General features: G+C 67.8%; 9 protein-coding genes. 4 read left to right on the forward strand and 5 right to left on the reverse strand.

Annotated features, from left to right (window positions below; all coding sequences use genetic code 11):
• Positions 1-14: 14 nt before the first annotated feature.
• On the reverse strand, positions 15-917 hold the full coding sequence (locus CDN36_RS13825) for a transporter substrate-binding domain-containing protein (protein ID WP_150555187.1): 903 nt from the start codon (positions 915-917) through the stop codon (positions 15-17).
• Between the two features lie 220 nt (positions 918-1,137).
• Positions 1,138-2,394, reverse strand: a complete 1,257-nt coding sequence (locus CDN36_RS13830; RefSeq protein ID WP_287497001.1) for a D-amino acid dehydrogenase — start codon at positions 2,392-2,394, stop codon at positions 1,138-1,140.
• A 231-nt stretch (positions 2,395-2,625) separates the two neighbouring features.
• On the opposite strand from CDN36_RS13830, the gene CDN36_RS13835 reads away from it, so the two are divergent.
• A complete protein-coding gene (locus CDN36_RS13835) occupies positions 2,626-3,585 on the forward strand; it encodes a LysR family transcriptional regulator (protein WP_287497002.1) in 960 nt (319 codons plus the stop codon).
• Positions 3,586-3,644: 59 nt separating this feature from the next.
• Here the strand turns inward: CDN36_RS13835 and CDN36_RS13840 are convergent, their stop codons facing one another.
• Together CDN36_RS13840 and dbpA are read right to left on the reverse strand one after the other, a co-directional pair.
• On the reverse strand, positions 3,645-4,289 hold the full coding sequence (locus CDN36_RS13840; protein WP_287497003.1) for a hypothetical protein: 645 nt from the start codon (positions 4,287-4,289) through the stop codon (positions 3,645-3,647).
• A 100-nt stretch (positions 4,290-4,389) separates the two neighbouring features.
• Positions 4,390-5,802: an ATP-dependent RNA helicase DbpA gene (gene dbpA / locus CDN36_RS13845; RefSeq protein WP_287497004.1), complete on the reverse strand. Its 1,413-nt coding sequence runs from the start codon at positions 5,800-5,802 to the stop codon at positions 4,390-4,392.
• 198 nt (positions 5,803-6,000) lie between these two features.
• Between dbpA and CDN36_RS13850 the strand changes: the two genes are divergently transcribed.
• Both CDN36_RS13850 and CDN36_RS13855 read left to right on the forward strand, forming a co-directional pair.
• Entirely contained in the window at positions 6,001-11,208 is a 5,208-nt protein-coding gene (locus CDN36_RS13850) for an NAD-glutamate dehydrogenase (RefSeq protein WP_502920363.1), read from the forward strand.
• Between the two features lie 275 nt (positions 11,209-11,483).
• On the forward strand, positions 11,484-12,743 hold the full coding sequence (locus tag CDN36_RS13855) for an MFS transporter (RefSeq protein WP_150555181.1): 1,260 nt from the start codon (positions 11,484-11,486) through the stop codon (positions 12,741-12,743).
• Positions 12,744-12,874: 131 nt separating this feature from the next.
• Here the strand turns inward: CDN36_RS13855 and pdxR are convergent, their stop codons facing one another.
• Complete coding sequence (pdxR, locus tag CDN36_RS13860) at positions 12,875-14,443, reverse strand: MocR-like pyridoxine biosynthesis transcription factor PdxR (RefSeq protein WP_287497006.1); 1,569 nt, start codon at positions 14,441-14,443, stop codon at positions 12,875-12,877.
• A 181-nt stretch (positions 14,444-14,624) separates the two neighbouring features.
• On the opposite strand from pdxR, the gene CDN36_RS13865 reads away from it, so the two are divergent.
• The gene (locus CDN36_RS13865; protein ID WP_287497007.1) at positions 14,625-15,350 is read left to right on the forward strand and encodes a GNAT family N-acetyltransferase; all 726 of its coding nucleotides are present in this window, start codon (positions 14,625-14,627) and stop codon (positions 15,348-15,350) included.
• Positions 15,351-15,412 lie beyond the last annotated feature (62 nt).

Genomic DNA, 15,412 nt, shown 5'->3' on the forward strand with positions numbered 1-15,412 from the left:
GCTGTCCGCGAGGATCAGTCGTAGGCCTTCGTGATCGGATCCTTGAACATGGCGCGCATTTCCGGCGTCATCGGGTAGTTCATGTTCTGATTCTTCGGCGGCACCGGCTGCGTGAACCACTTGTTGTACAGCTTCTCCATTTCGCCGGACTTCTCCATGTCGGCGATGACCGTATTCACGACCTTCGTGAAGGCCGGATCGTCCTTGCGCAGCATGCACGCGTAGTTCTCGAACTGGAGGTTCGGGCCAACGATCTCGTAGCCCTTGGCCTCCTCGGGCGAGAGCGCGGCGCGCTGGCCGTAGAGCAGCGGCTCGTCCATCACGAAGGCCACGGCGCGGCCTTGCTTGACCGTCAGGAAGCCGTCCGAGTGTTCCTTCGTCTGGATCAGGTTGAAGCCGACTTCGCCCTTCTTGCCGGAGAGAATGCGGTCGGCGGTGGTGCCGGCCGTCGTGGCGATGGTCTTGCCCTTGAGGCTGTTCAGGTCGGTGATGCCCGAGCCCGTCTTGGCGATCATCTTGATCGAGTACAGGAAGATGTTGTGCGAGAAGCCGACTTGCTTGGCGCGCTCGAACGTGTGCGTGGTCGAGCCGCACTCGAGGTCGATGGTGCCGTTCTGCATCAGCGCGATACGGTTTTGCGAGGTGATCGGCGTTTCCGTGACCTTCAGGCTCGGCGCGTTGAGCTCCTTCTTGACCGCGTCCACGATCTTGAGCGCGATTTCCTGCGAGTAGCCGATCGTCTTGCCGGTGTTGTCCGTGTAGGAAAACGGAATCGACGACTCGCGCACGCCCAGCGCGATCACGCCCGTGTCCTTGATCTTCTTGAGCGTGCCGGTGAGCTCCTGCGCGCTGGCAGTATGCGCGAACAGGCTGGCGGCGGCGCTGGCGAGCAGCAGGGGAGCAAACAGCTTCTTCATGGTCTCTGTCCTATCGGAAGTGAATGGCACGGTGGTCCGCACCGTTGGAATGTCAAAACCCAAACCACTGATACAACCCGGCACGCGCACCCAGCGGTCCCCGTGGGCATAATGCAAAACGCCTCGCGTGCGTACTACAACCCCAAAAAACGTCTCCTGATACGTCGTCGGCTGATACGTCTCCTGACCGGGCAGCCCGTCATGTTCGCCACACGCGCGCTTACGCCGCTAGACGGGCAAACCCTGCCAGATCGACGGCGGGACGCCTGCCGTCGATCGCGTCGGCGACGACGCGCGCGGCGCCCATCGACAACGTGAATCCCAAACCGCCGTGGCCCACGTTCAGCCACAGATTGCCCAGCGATGCGGCACGCCCGAGAATCGGCCGCCCATGGGGTGTGGCCGGGCGCATGCCGGTCCACTCCAGCGGGGCCTGCGCGCCCCCCAGTGCGGGGAAGAGGCCGGTCGAGAGCGTGCGCAGCGCGTCGATGCGATGCGCGGCAATGCGATAGTCGTACCCGACCAGGTCGGCAATGCCGGCCACGCGCAGATGCTCGCCGAGGCTGGCGTATACCACCTTGTTGTCGGCATCGGTCACGGACACCCCCGGGCGCGCATCGACGGGCGCGTGCCGATACGTGAGGCTGTAGCCCTTGAGCGGATACAGCGAAACGGACTCGCCCACGGTGCGCAGCAGCGGCATGGCGGCCAGGCCGTTCGCCACGACGCAGGCGTCGATCTCGACGTCGCCGGCGCGTGTGCGAATGGCGCGCACGGCCCCGCCGCGCACGTCGAAGCCGCTCGCTTCGCGATCGAACAGCAGCTTGCCGCGCGCGTGTGCGCCAATGAGCCGCGCGAGTTCGCTGCACAGCGACTGGCAGTCGCCGGTGCCTTCGCCCGGCGTGTGGATGCCGCCCGCGAGTTCGCCGGCGATCTTGCCCAATGCCGGCTCGAGCGTGGCGCAGGTCGCGGCGTCCACACGCCTTTGCGTGTAGCCCAGGCCGTTGGCCAGCTCGAGCGAGCGTTCGGCCGCGGCAAGTTTGGCGGCGTCGCGATACACCACGAGCTTGCCGCTCAGGCGGTAGTCGAACGAGACTGACTCCTGCGCCAGAAACTCGAGCATCACTTCGCGGCTATGCAGGCCCAGCGAGAGCAGACGCAGGGTGGAACTGGCGTTCGCCCGCGCATTGCAGTGCCTGACGAACTCGATGGACCAGCGCCAGAAATCCGGATCGAACGACGGCTTGATGCGCAGCGGACCGGTGCGGGAGAACAGCAACGACGGCAACTGCGAGAGCACGCCGGGCGCGGCGAGCGGCGACACGTAGCCGTAGCTCAGCTGGCCGCCGTTGGCGAAGCTCGTACCGAGACCCGGACCGCGTCCGGCGTCGATGACCGTGACCTCGTGACCGGCGCGCAGCAACTGATACGCGCTGGCGAGGCCGACGATGCCCGCCCCGATGACTCCAATATGCATGACGATGAATGACAACCAAAAACGCAATGAAAAGCAAGGCGGGAAAAATATTCGCAGCGGGAGGATGGGGGCCTCGCGTGGGCCCTGCGGTGCTTTCACACGACCTTTGCTACGCAGTGTAGAGCGAGAAAATTCGGCAACCTATGCGGATTTGAGGCAGCATATGTCTTTTGGCTATAGGGTCGCCGGCACGGCGCACCCGGCGCGCATTCAGGGGAGACGGGCGCAGGCATGAAATTGCGGCATATCGAGACGTTTCGCGCGGTGGTGCTGACCGGTTCGGCCAGCGGCGCGGCGCAATTGCTCAACGTATCGCAACCCGTCGTCTCGCGCGTGTTGCAGCATGCCGAGCAGCAACTGGGCTTCAAGCTGTTCGATCGGGTGAAGGGGCGTCTCGTGCCGACGGCCGAAGCGCGCCGCCTGTACCCTGACGTCGAGCGCATCTTCAGCGATCTGGAGCGCCTGCGCACCACCTCGCGCAATCTGCGCCAGCACGGCGTGGGCCATCTGCGCATTGCCGCAACGCCCAGCCTCGCGCACAGCCTGCTGCCCGCGGCGATCGAGCGCATGCGCCGCGCGCATCCCGATGTGGTGTTCGAACTCATTACCCACCACACCACCGAGATGATCACCGCGATCCTCACGTCGTCCGTGGACGTGGGCATCGTCTCCGCGCCGCCGATGGCCGCCGGTATCGTGAGCCGTCCGGTGGCGCAGGGGCATATCGTGCTGGCCGTGCCGTCGTCGTGGCCGAGACTCGCGCGCAAGGGCCGGGCGGGCGCCGACGCGCTCGCCGGTCGCGATCTCATCAAGCTGCATGACGACACCCCGCTCGGGGCGCTTATCAACGAGCGCCTGGAGCAGACCGAATTGCTGCAGGACGCCGAAGTGATGGTGCAGACCTATTCGCTCGCGGCGGCGCTCGTCGAGCACGGGCTCGGCTATGCACTGCTCGACCAGTTCACGGCAGCGAGCGCCCATGTGCCCTCGCAGCAACTGTATCGGGTGTCGCCGGCCATCGAATTTCCGGTGGAAATGCTGCGCCCGGCGCACGCGCCGGAATCGGTGCTGGCCGACACGTTGCAACGCCACCTGGCCGACGTGGCGAGCGAGCTCAGCGTGCGCGCGAACGCCCTGTGCGAAGGCCGCGAGATCGTGCTCGCCCCCGGCGACGAGCCGGACGCGTCATAAGCCGCCGTCGGGCGAGCGCCACGGGGGCAGTGAGCGAGGCGAGCGTGGCAGGCGCGCGCTCACCGGCAGACGGGTTGGCTTCGGACTTCGTAGTAGGCAAATGGCTGCGGCTGCAACTTGTCGGCGAGCGACGGATAGTTCGCCTGCACGAAGCGCCGCGCGCCGGCCATGTCGAAGGCGGTGCGCAGCCAGATCTGACCGTCGTGGCTGTCCAGGCCGAGCGTTCCCGCGTAGATCACGTCGCCGCGACGCACCTGCACCGTCGGCACTTTCCGCCCCTTGCAGTAGTTGAAGCGATAGCTGTTGTCGGCCGGGGTGAATTCGATCGGCCCGAAACGCTCGTTGCGCATGAGGGGCGAGACCCGCATCGCAATGAAGCCGCGCGTCGGCGGATTGGTGTTGAGCGTGCGGATCACCTTGTTGGCGAGAATGCCGTTGACCGTCTGCGATTCGTCGGAGAAGGTCCACGGCCCCCACGTGCTCTGCAGCGGCGTGTCGAGACCGACGATCACGAGCGCGTATTCGTCGAGGGTGTCTTCGGTGAGCGGGGGATTGGGCGGCACGCCCTTGCTCGCGCAGGCGCTCAGCAGCGCGGCGCAAGCGAGCGCCGCGAGCACGGCGGCGCGGAAAGTCGGGATGGCTGGCAACGAGGCGCTCACGCGCTGCGTGGCGGGGGAAAACCACAGGGTACGCGGTGACCTCATTGCAGCCTCCTTCTCGCGCGGCGCGCGGGGCGCCTTCGGGAACGGTACGGACGAAACTGCTGAATCGGTGAATCGCTGAAACTGCTGAATCGAGCCGGCGTCAGTCCTGCAGGAATCTTACCTTGACCTTGCGGCCCTTGACGCGGCCGTCGGCCAGCTTGCGCAGCGCCACGGGGGCGATGTCGCGATCCACCGCAATATACGTGAAGTTGTCGAGCACGTTGATCTTGCCGACCTGGGCGGCCGCAAATCCCGCTTCCCCGGTCAGCGCACCGAGCACGTCGCCCGGCCGGATCTTGTCCTTCTTGCCGCCGAGCATCTGAATCGTCACCATCGGCGGCAGCAGATGGCCGTCGCCTGACGGCGTGAGTTCCGAAAGCTTGTGCCACGGCACTTCTTGGCCGAGCGCAGCTTCGATGTTGCCCACGCGGCCCATCTCGTCCATGGAAGCCAGGCTGAACGCCCAGCCGTCCTCGTCGGCGCGGCCCGTGCGGCCGATGCGATGCACGTAGACCTCGGGATCGGGCGTCACGTCGACGTTGATCACCGCTTCGAGCTGGGCGATGTCGAGCCCGCGCGCGGCCACGTCCGTGGCCACCAGCACCGAGCAGCTGCGGTTGGCGAACTGGATGAGCACCTGGTCGCGCTCGCGCTGCTCGAGCTCGCCGTGCAGCATCAGCGCGTGAAAGCCTTCGGCGCGCAGCACGTCGGTGAGGTCGCGGCATTGCGCGCGCGTGTTGCAAAACGCGATGGTGCTCACCGGCCGGAAGTGATCGAGAATCTGGCCGACGGCATGCAGGCGCTCCTCCTCGCGCACTTCGTAGAACCGCTGGCGGATCTTGCCGGCGCCGTGTTTTTCCTCCAGACGGATCTCGCGCGGTGTGCGCAGCAGGCGTTGTGCGAGCTTGCCGATGCCTTCGGGATACGTGGCGGAGAAGAGCAGCGTCTGGCGTGAGGCGGGCGTCTGGCGTGCGACCGTGGCGATGTCGTCGAAGAACCCCATGTCGAGCATGCGGTCGGCCTCGTCGAGTACGAGCGTCTTGAGGCCGGCAAGCGAGAGCGTGCCGCGCTCGAGGTGGTCCATGATGCGGCCCGGCGTGCCGACAACGACATGGGCGCCATGCGCCAGACTCTCGGCCTGCGGCCGCAGCGGCGAGCCGCCGCACAGCGTCAGCACCTTGATGTTGTCTTCGGCGCGGGCAATGCGTCGCACTTCCTGTGCGACCTGCTCGGCGAGCTCGCGCGTAGGGCAGAGCACGGCGGCCTGCACGGCGAAGTCGCGGGCGTCCACGCGTTGCAGCACGCCGAGCGAGAATGCGGCGGTCTTGCCGCTGCCGGTCTTGGCCTGCGCGATGATGTCGTGCCCGGCAAGGATATCGGGCAGCGACGCCTGCTGGATCGGCGTCATCGAGACGTAACCGAGCCGTGCGAGGTTCTCCTGCATGGCAGGCGAGAGCGGCAGGCTCGAGAAGGGGGCGCTGTCGTTGCGCGAATCGGTGGCTTTTGAGGTCATGCGCAATTATACCGGCCGGCCCGGCGGGGGCCGTCGTGCCGGTCGGGCGCCGGGACCATGGACCCCGGGAACGCCGGGCGTGCGCGCCTGCGTCCTCGCGCACGGGGACGGGGGCAAACCGCCGTTGCCAGCGCAGGCCCGCCGGGCGTAGCATGGCTTTGCCCGTCGATGTCTCGTCCATTCCCGCAGAGGTCGCCCATGCCCGCGAATCCGGAAGAGAAAGTCCGCCAGCACATGGCGCAAGTCGTAGCGATGGCTGCCGAGCGCGCTCCCGAGGTGGCCGTGCTGTTCGAGCCCTTCGTCCTGCATTACTACGGACTGGCCGACGCGGACGACGTCGTCTCGCGAAGCGTCGCCGATCTGTATGGCGCCGCGATGGCGCACTGGCAGCTCGGGCAGAAGTTCGTCGGCGGCGAGCCGCGCATCCGCATCTACAATCCCACGCTCGATCAGCACGGCTGGCACTGCAGTCATACCGTGATCGAGATCGTCAACGACGACATGCCGTTTCTCGTCGATTCGGTCACGATGGAAATCAACCGGCAGGGCCTGGCGCTGCACTCGGCGTTTCACCCCGTCTATCGCATTCGGCGCGATCCCTCAGGAAAACGCATTGCCGTGGTGCCGGGCGCCGGGCTGCGGCGCGCGAGCGCCGGCGCGGACGTAGAGGCGAAGGTGGAGGCGAAGGTGGGCGCGAAGGAGGTGGGCGCGAAGGAGGTGGGCGCGAAGGAGGTGGGCGCGAAGGTAAGCGCGCTGCTGGCCGCGGCCGAATCCGGCGAGCCTGGGGGGGCCGAGATTTCCGAGATGTCCGAGGTGCCGCAGGCGCCGCAGGTGCCGGGGCAGTCGGCAGCGTTGGCGAGCGCCGGCGACGATGGGCACGCCGGCGCGGGCGGGGCGGGGGCCGATGGCAGCCGCTTCGAGTCCTACATCCATATCGAGGTCGACCGTTTCTCCGAACCCGAGCGCATCCAGGCGCTCGCCGACGGACTGCGGCGGGTGCTGGGTGACGTGCGCGCCGCGGTCGACGACTGGCGGGCCATGCAGGCGGCGGCCCACGCGGCAATCGAGTCGCTTGCCGAGCACGCCGCACACCCGGGCGTGAGCGAGCAGGAGCGAACGGAAATCGACGAGGCACAGGCGTTCCTCGACTGGATGCTGGCGCGGCACTTCACGTTCCTCGGCTATCGCGACTACGAACTGGTCGAGCGCGACGGCGAGCATTACCTGCAGGGCGTGACGGGCACCGGCCTCGGCGTGCTGCGTGAATCGCGCCGCGACACCTCGACGCCCGACGTCACGAGACTCTCGCCGGGCGCCATCGGCATCGTGCGGGCGAGCGCGCCGATCTTCCTGACGAAGGCCAACTCGCGCGCGACCGTCCACCGCCCCGGCTATCTCGATTACGTGGGCGTGAAACGCTTCGACGCGCAGGGCCGCGTGTGCGGCGAGCGCCGCTTCCTCGGCCTTTACACGTCCACCGTGTACATGGTGCCGGCCGAAGAGATTCCGCTCGTGCGCCGCAAGGTCGCCGAAGTGATCGGGCGCACCGGCTTCCTGCCGAACGGGCATCTGGCCAAGACGCTCGTCACGATCCTGGAGCAGTACCCGCGCGACGAGCTGTTTCAGATCGACGTCGATCAGCTCGCCGACATTGCGCTGGGCATTCTGCGCTTGCAGGAGCGCCAGCGCACGCGGCTCTTCGTGCGGCGCGACCGCTTCGACCGCTATGTCTCCTGCCTGGTGTTCGTGCCGCGCGAGAAATTCAACACCGACCTGCGCGTGCGCGTGCAGAACCTGTTGCAGGCGGCCTATCGCGGCACGAGCGTGGAGTTCACGCCGCAGCTCTCCGAGTCGATGCTCGCGCGCATTCACATCACCGTGCGCACCGAGCCCGGCCAGGTGCCTGACGTGGATGTCGGCGAGCTCGAGGCGCGCATCGTCGAGACGGCCCGTCGCTGGCAGGACGACTTGTCCGACGCCTTGCGCGAGCAGTTCGGGGAGGAGCGCGGCACGCGCGCGCTGCGACGCTACGCGCAGGCCTTCCCGGCGGGTTATCGCGAGGACTATGCCGCCCGCGTCGCGGTGCGTGACGTCGAACTGATCGAGCCGCTGCTCGATGGTGCGTCGGCCGCGCCTGTCGGATCAACGGCGCCCTCTTCGCCCTCTTCGCCCCCGTCGTCCCCGTCCCCGACGCTGGCCATGCAACTCTATCGGCCGCTGGAAGCCGCGCCGGGCACCCTGCGCTTCAAGATCTATCAGGCGGGCGAGCCGATCGCGCTCTCGCGCAGCCTGCCGATGCTCGAGCACCTCGGCGTGCGCGTGAACGACGAGCGGCCTTATCGCATCGAGCCCGCGGGCGCCGGCGTCGTCTGGATGCACGACTTCGGCATGTCCAGTCTCGACGGGGCCGACGTCGATCTGGAGCACGCCCGCTCGCGCTTCGAGGAGGCGTTCGCCCGCATCTGGGCGGGCGACGTCGAGAACGACGACCTCAACCGCCTGGTGTTGCAGGCCGGATTGACGTGGCGCGAAGTACGTATTCTGCGCGCCTACGCGAAGTACATCCGCCAGGTCGGCTCGACCTTCAGCAACGCGTACATCGAAAGTGCGCTCACAGGCAACCCGTCGATTGCCGGCATGCTGGTGCGGCTGTTCCTCGCGCGCTTCGATCCTGCCCTGGGCGAGGAGGCCCGGGCGTCGCACGCCGAGCGTCTGCGCGGGCAGATCCACGCGGCGCTGGAAGACGTGCCGAACCTCGACGAGGACCGCATCCTGCGCCAGTTCCTCGGCGTGCTCGAGGCGACGCTGCGCACCAACTACTTCCAGCCGGACAAGGGCGGCCTCACGCAAAAGCCTTATTTGTCGTTCAAGTTCGATCCGTCCAAAGTGCCGGGCCTGCCCGAACCGAAGCCGATGTTCGAGATCTGGGTGTATTCGCCGCGCGTCGAGGGCGTGCATCTGCGCGGCGGCCGCGTGGCGCGCGGCGGGCTGCGCTGGTCGGACCGGCGCGAGGACTTCCGCACCGAAGTGCTCGGTCTGGTGAAGGCGCAGATGGTGAAGAACACCGTGATCGTGCCGGTAGGCTCGAAGGGCGGTTTCGTGGTGAAGCAGCCACCGTCGCAGGCCGATCGCGACGCCTATCTCGCCGAAGGCGTGGCGTGCTACCAGACCTTCCTGCGAGGGCTGCTCGACCTCACCGACAACTACGTCGACGGCCAGCTCGTGGCGCCGCCGAACACCGTGCGCGTCGACGGCGACGATCCGTACCTCGTCGTGGCCGCCGACAAGGGCACGGCCACCTTCTCCGACTACGCGAACGCCATCTCGGCCGAATACGGCTTCTGGCTGGGCGACGCGTTCGCCTCCGGCGGCTCGGTCGGCTACGACCACAAGAAGATGGGCATCACGGCGCGCGGCGCCTGGGAGTCGGTCAAGCGGCACTTCAGCGAGATGGGCGTGGACACGCAGACGCAGGACTTCACCGTGGTCGGCATTGGCGACATGTCGGGCGACGTCTTCGGCAACGGCATGCTGCTCTCGAAGCACATCCGGCTCATGGCGGCGTTCGATCACCGGCACATCTTCCTCGATCCGTCGCCCGACGCCGCCAGTTCGTTTGCCGAGCGCGAGCGCCTGTTCCGACTGCCGCGCAGCAGCTGGGCAGATTACGATCCGCAGCGCATTTCAGCGGGCGGCGGCGTGTTTGCCCGCGCCGCGAAGATCATCGCGCTCTCGCCGCAAGTGCGTGAATGGCTCGGTGTCGAGGCGACCGAGATGGCGCCCAACGACCTGTTGCGCGCATTGCTCACGGCGCCCGTCGATCTGCTCTACAACGGCGGTATCGGCACTTATGTGAAGGCGAGCACCGAAACGCACGCGCAGGTGGGCGATCGCGCCAACGACGGCCTGCGCGTGAACGGTTCGGACTTGCGCTGCAAGGTGGTGGCCGAGGGCGGCAATCTCGGGCTCACGCAGCTCGGGCGCATCGAGTACGCGCAACGCGGCGGCCGCATCAATACCGACGCCATCGACAACTCGGCCGGCGTCGACTGCTCGGATCACGAGGTCAACATCAAGATTCTGCTGGGCCTGGTGGTGACCGATGGCGAGATGACGCTCAAGCAGCGCAACGCGCTGCTCGCCGAGATGACGGAGGAGGTCGGCGCGCTCGTGTTGCGCGACAACTATCTGCAAACGCAGGCGCTGTCGCTTGGGCGTTTGCACGCGGCGGCGTCGCTCGACGGCGAGGCGCGCTTCATGCGGTATCTGGAGCGGGCGCAGCGGCTCTCGCGCGCGATCGAGTTCCTTCCGGACGACGAGGCGCTCGATGCACGCCGCACGGCAGGCGCCGGGCTCACGTCGCCCGAGCGCGCGGTGCTCATGGCCTATAGCAAGATGTGGCTGTACGACGTGCTGCTCGAGAGCGATTTGCCCGATGCGGCGTTCGTGGCGGAGGACTTGCCGTCGTACTTCCCCACGCCGCTGGCAAGCCGTTGCGGCGCGGCAATGCTGCGCCACCCGCTCAGGCGCGAGATCCTCGCGACCATGCACGCGAATGCGCTCGTGAATCGGGCGGGCGTGACGTTCGTGCACCGGCTGAGCGAGGAGACGGGCGCCGAGCCCGCGGACGTCGTGCGCGCCAGTCTGGCCGCGCGCGGCGCGTATGGCCTGGACGCCCTGTGGCTCGAGATCGACGCGCTCGACGCGAAGATCTCGCACGAGACGCAGGCGGCGCTTTTCGCGGCCATGTCGCAGTGGCACGAGCAGGCAACGTTGTGGTTCCTGCGCAGGCGCCTGACAGACGTGCCGCAAACCGTGGAGCGCCTGCGCGGCGTGCTCGATCCGCTCCTGCCGGCGCTCGATACGCTGGTGAGCGGCGAGGCGGCGGACGAAGCGAACGCGCGTCGCCAGCGCCTGATCGACGCGGGCGTGCCGGCCTCGCTGGCCCGGACGGCCGCGGACATTGGTGCGCGTGTGGCGCTGCTCGACATTGCCGAAGTGGCCAGTACGAGCGGTTGCGAGCCGGCACTGGCCGCGCAGGTGTACTTCGCGCTCGACGGACCGCTCGGCTACGCCTGGCTGCATGCCGGCGTGCTCGGCTTGCCGATGCTCTCGCACTGGCAGCGGCTCGCGCGCGCGACCTTGCTCGAGGAGTTGTCGGCGCTGCGAAGACGCCTCACCGCGAGCGTGCTGGCGTTGCGCGAGGAGGGCGGCGACGGCGCGCCCCCCGGGGCGCAGGCCGCCGACATGAGCCCGGCGGCACGACGCGTCGCGCGCTGGCAACTCGTGCACGCCGATGCGCTCGCTCGCTACCACCGCGTGCTCTCGGACCAGATGTCGGCGGGCAACGCCGATCTCGCGATGCTCTCGGTGAGCCTCAAGGCGCTCGCGGAACTCGGGCGGTGAGCCGGCGCCCCCGTCAACCGGTCGCCGCGGGCGAGCAGGGACGAGCAGGGACGAGCAGGGACGAGCAGGGACGAGCAGGGACGAGCAGGGACGAGCAGGGGCGCGATGTCGCCGCGTAGGCGCGGGCGGCCGTCATTTCTTAAGCGTTTACACAAAAGACGCGAAACGGCGTATCATCCGGGAAAACCCTAGGATTGAGTCGAATCGTGCGAACGCTTGCCCGTCGCGCGGCGCGGCGCGTCCTGGGGTTTCGTCGATTCCTCATCCCTCTGCAAATGCCCAACGAAACCCGCCCTGCGAACGGTCAGTTCGCCACGACGTTGCAGATCGTCTCCACCGTCTTCTTCACGTTCCTCTGCTACCTCACGATCGGCCTGCCGCTTGCGGTACTGCCCTCGTTCGTGCATGTCGATCTCGCATACAGCTCGGTGATCGCAGGCCTGGCGATCAGCATGCAGTATCTGGCCACGCTGCTCTCGCGTCCCTACGCCGGACGCACGGCCGACGCCTGGGGGCCGAAGCGCACGGTGCTGTGCGGGCTCGTGGCTTGCGGCGCGTCGGGATTGCTCGTGGCGTTGGGCGGCGTGTTTTCCGGCGTGCCCTGGCTGGCGCTCGCGGCGCTGATCCTCGGCCGCCTGGTGCTCGGCTTCGGTGAGAGCTGGGTGTCGACGGGCGCCATCATGTGGGGCATCGGACAAGTGGGTTCCGGTCATACCGCACGCGTGATCTCGTGGAACGGGGTGGCCACCTACGGCGCGCTGGCCCTCGGCGCGCCGCTGGGCGTGGCGATCGACAGCGCATATGGTATCGAAGCGCTGGGCGGCACGATCGCGCTGGCAGGCGTGCTCGGTCTCGTGCTGGCGCGCATGAAGCGGGCGACGCCGGTCATTCATGGCGAGCGGCTGGCATTTCGCGCGGTGCTCGGCCGGGTATGGCCGTTCGGCACGGGCCTGGCGCTCGGCTCGATCGGCTTCGGCGCGATCTCCACGTTCATTACGCTCTACTACGCGAGCCACCATTGGGACAACGCGGCACTGGCGCTGAGCGCGTTCGGGTTGTGCTTCATGGGAGTGCGCCTGCTGCTGGGCGGCAGCATCGCGCGCTTCGGCGGCTATCGCGTGGCCATGGCGTCGTTCGCCCTCGAGGCTTTCGGACTCATCGTGCTGGGCGTTGCACCGACCGGCTTCACGGCGCTGCTCGGTGCGGCTCTCTCGGGCGCGGGCTTCTCGCTGGTGTTTCCGTCGCTGGGCGTGGCAGCGGTCAATCTCGTGCCAGCGCAGAACCGCGGCGCGGCGCTGGGCGCGTACTCCGTTTTCCTCGACGTCGCGCTGGGCGTGACGGGGCCCGTGGCCGGGCTGATCGTGGGTGCGTATGGCTACGCCGAGGTCTATCTGTGCGCTGCCGTGGCGGCCGTCGCCGCGGTGTTGCTCACGCTGTGGATGGCGCGCGGGGCCGAGCCGACCGGGCAAGCCGACGAAGCCGGTGAAGGCGACGAGGCTCGCGGGGCGCGAGAGAAGACCGTGCGCGCTGCGTGATGGTGCGTGCTGACCTGCGCAATGACGTGCGTAATGTCCTGCGTGGTGCCCTGCGCGACGCCCGGGTCCATCGCACCCGATAGCACGCCGTAGCACCCCACGGCGCCCGATGGCCTTCGATAAGCCCCGCTTCAAGCGGGGCTTTTTTGTGCGGCGACGATCGCGGCGAGGCGCTTGATCAGGCCGGGGATACGCGAGGCGTCCGTGTCGCCGTAGCCGATCACCAGACCGTTGTCCGTCGGCTGCGGATCGATGGCAAAACTCGACAGCGCGCGTGGCCCCATGCCCTCGCGCTGTGCGGCGGCCACGATCGCCTTGTCTGGAAAGGCGGGGTCGAGTCGAACCGTCAGATGCAGGCCGCAGCGCTCGCCGATGACCGCGTAAGCCGGATCGAAGTGGGCGGCGAGCGCGTCGCGCAGGGCGGCCTGGCGCTCGCGATAGAGACGGCGCATGCGACCCAGGTGACGAGCGAACTGCCCGCTGCGGATAAAGTCCGCCAGCGCGAGTTGCTCGAAACGGTGGCCGCCGCGCAGGAGTTCGTCGAGCGCATCGCGCGCCTGCGTCGCGAGCGCGGTCGGCAGAATCAGGAAGCCGAGACGAAGGGCGGGGAACATCGTCTTGCTGAAGGTGCCGACGTAGACCACCGGGGCGTCCGGCACCATGCCCTGCATGGCGGCGATCGGCTCGCCCTGATGGCGGAATTCGCTATCGTAGTCGTCCTCCAGAATCCATGTGCCGTGTTGCCGCGCCTGCGCGATCAGTTCGAGACGGCGGGACGCCGAGAGCACGCTGCCCAGCGGATATTGGTGCGACGGCGTGACGTAGACGAGGCGCGGCGTGGCGCGCGCCCACAGTCCCTCCGGAATCACGACGCCCTCGTTGTCGACGCGCAGCGCCTGCACGCGAACGTCGCTGGCATGGAAGGCGGCCTTGGCGCCGCGATAGCCGGGGTCTTCCATCCACACCGTGTCGCCCGGGTCCGTGAGCAGGCGAACACATAGAATCAGCGCCTCGTGCGCGCCTTCCGTGATGACGACCTGTGCGGCATCGCAGCGCACGCCGCGCGAGATGCGCAGGTGAGCGGCGATGGCGTCGCGCAGGGCGGGTTCGCCAAGCGGGTCGCCGTAGTGATAGTGGCGCGGCTGGGCTTCGCGCATCACGCGCTCGAGTGTGCGGCGCCAGGCGCTGGCGGGAAAGCGCGTGAGAGCCGGTACGCCAGGCGTGAACGGCAGCGGCGATTCGTCGGCGCGCGCAGCGTGCCGCGTGGCGGGCAGGCGCTGAATGCGCCGGGACGCCGGCGGCGCCGGTGTGCCGGTCGCGCCGGCCATGGGTTGTGCGGCGGCGCTCGCGCGCTGCCGGACCGCTTCGGCCGCCTCGGCGGAGATGGCGGGGTCGAGACTGAGTTGCGCGACGCGGGTGCCGAGACGGTGCGCGACGATGAAGCCTTCGGCGGCGAGCTGGTCGTAGACGATGGAGACCGTGTTGCGCGAGACGGCGAGGTCTTCGGCCAGCGTGCGCGACGCCGGCAGCCGCGCGCCGGCGGGCAGGCGACCTTCGAGAATCGCGTGCTTGAGACGGGCGAGCAGTTGCTTCTGGAGCGATACGCCCCGCCCGGGCCCGGTCGTCAAGGGCGTGTCGAAGAGCGCCGCAACGTTTTGCGGCGAGACGTGGGAGCCAGAGTGCTTCGCGGCGGTGGCCATGGTGGACGCTCGGATGGTCGGGTAGTCGGATTGGCGGATAGGCAGATGATCATGGGCAGGAATGAAACGGCCTGGCACCATCAGATTCCACAATTGTGGTGCTTTTTATCGTACCACCAATGCGGTACTTTAATTGCCATGGACGACACGCAGTCCATTGCGCGATCACCGGAGACGAGGCATGACAGACGTTCCTGCATTTAACGAGTACGACCAGCCGATTGGCCCTGCATTGCCGAACTGGACGCCGCGCATGCTGCCGCCGCGCACGTCGATTCAGGGCCGGTATTGCCGCCTCGCGCCGATGGACGTCGAGCGCCATGCGAGGGAGTTGTACGAAGCATACGCGACGGCGCCCGACGGTCGCGACTGGACCTACATGTCCGGCGGTCCGTTCCCGACTTTCGACAGCTACTACGCTTACGCCACCCGGATGGCGGCCTCGGCCGACCCGTTGCACCACGTGGTGGTGGATGGCGAGACGGACAAGGCCGTGGGCACGCTGGCGTTGATGCGCGTCGACACGGCGAACGGCGTGATCGAGGTCGGGCACGTGGCGTATTCGCCATTGCTCAAGCGCACGCGGGCGGGCACCGAAGCGCAATACCTGCTGATGCGACGCGCGTTCGACGAACTGGGTTATCGCCGGTACGAGTGGAAGTGCGATGCGCTCAATGCGCCCTCGCGCCGGGCGGCAGCGCGATACGGTTTCACTTTCGAAGGCGTCTTTCGCCAGGCGATCGTGTATCGGGGCCGCAGCCGCGACACGGCGTGGTTCTCGATCACGGACGGGGAGTGGCCGGCTGTCAGCCGCGGATTCGAGCAGTGGCTCTCGCCGGAGAACTTCGACGCGCAGGGCCGGCAGCGTGCGACGCTGGCGGCGCTGATCGCAGCCGCGAGGGCGTAGGAAGAAACGAAACGGAAAAACAGAAAACAGGCAACGGAAAACGAGAAGCGGCCCGCCGGGAA

This window comes from Pandoraea sp. CB10b_02, from assembly GCF_002216225.1.
GTDB classification, from domain to species: Bacteria; Pseudomonadota; Gammaproteobacteria; order Burkholderiales; family Burkholderiaceae; genus Pandoraea; species Pandoraea nosoerga.

Excerpts from the sequence above, each read along its gene's own strand:
- CDN36_RS13825 (WP_150555187.1), bottom strand. The coding sequence starts at position 917 with ATGAAGAAGCTGTTTGCTCCCCTGCTGCTCGCCAGCGCCGCCGCCAGC.
- CDN36_RS13865 (WP_287497007.1), top strand. The coding sequence starts at position 14,625 with ATGACAGACGTTCCTGCATTTAACGAGTACGACCAGCCGATTGGCCCT.
- dbpA (WP_287497004.1), bottom strand. The coding sequence starts at position 5,802 with ATGACCTCAAAAGCCACCGATTCGCGCAACGACAGCGCCCCCTTCTCG.
- CDN36_RS13830 (WP_287497001.1), bottom strand. The coding sequence starts at position 2,394 with ATGCATATTGGAGTCATCGGGGCGGGCATCGTCGGCCTCGCCAGCGCG.
- CDN36_RS13850 (WP_502920363.1), top strand. The coding sequence starts at position 6,001 with ATGCCCGCGAATCCGGAAGAGAAAGTCCGCCAGCACATGGCGCAAGTC.
- pdxR (WP_287497006.1), bottom strand. The coding sequence starts at position 14,443 with ATGGCCACCGCCGCGAAGCACTCTGGCTCCCACGTCTCGCCGCAAAAC.
- CDN36_RS13835 (WP_287497002.1), top strand. The coding sequence starts at position 2,626 with ATGAAATTGCGGCATATCGAGACGTTTCGCGCGGTGGTGCTGACCGGT.
- CDN36_RS13840 (WP_287497003.1), bottom strand. The coding sequence starts at position 4,289 with ATGAGGTCACCGCGTACCCTGTGGTTTTCCCCCGCCACGCAGCGCGTG.
- CDN36_RS13855 (WP_150555181.1), top strand. The coding sequence starts at position 11,484 with ATGCCCAACGAAACCCGCCCTGCGAACGGTCAGTTCGCCACGACGTTG.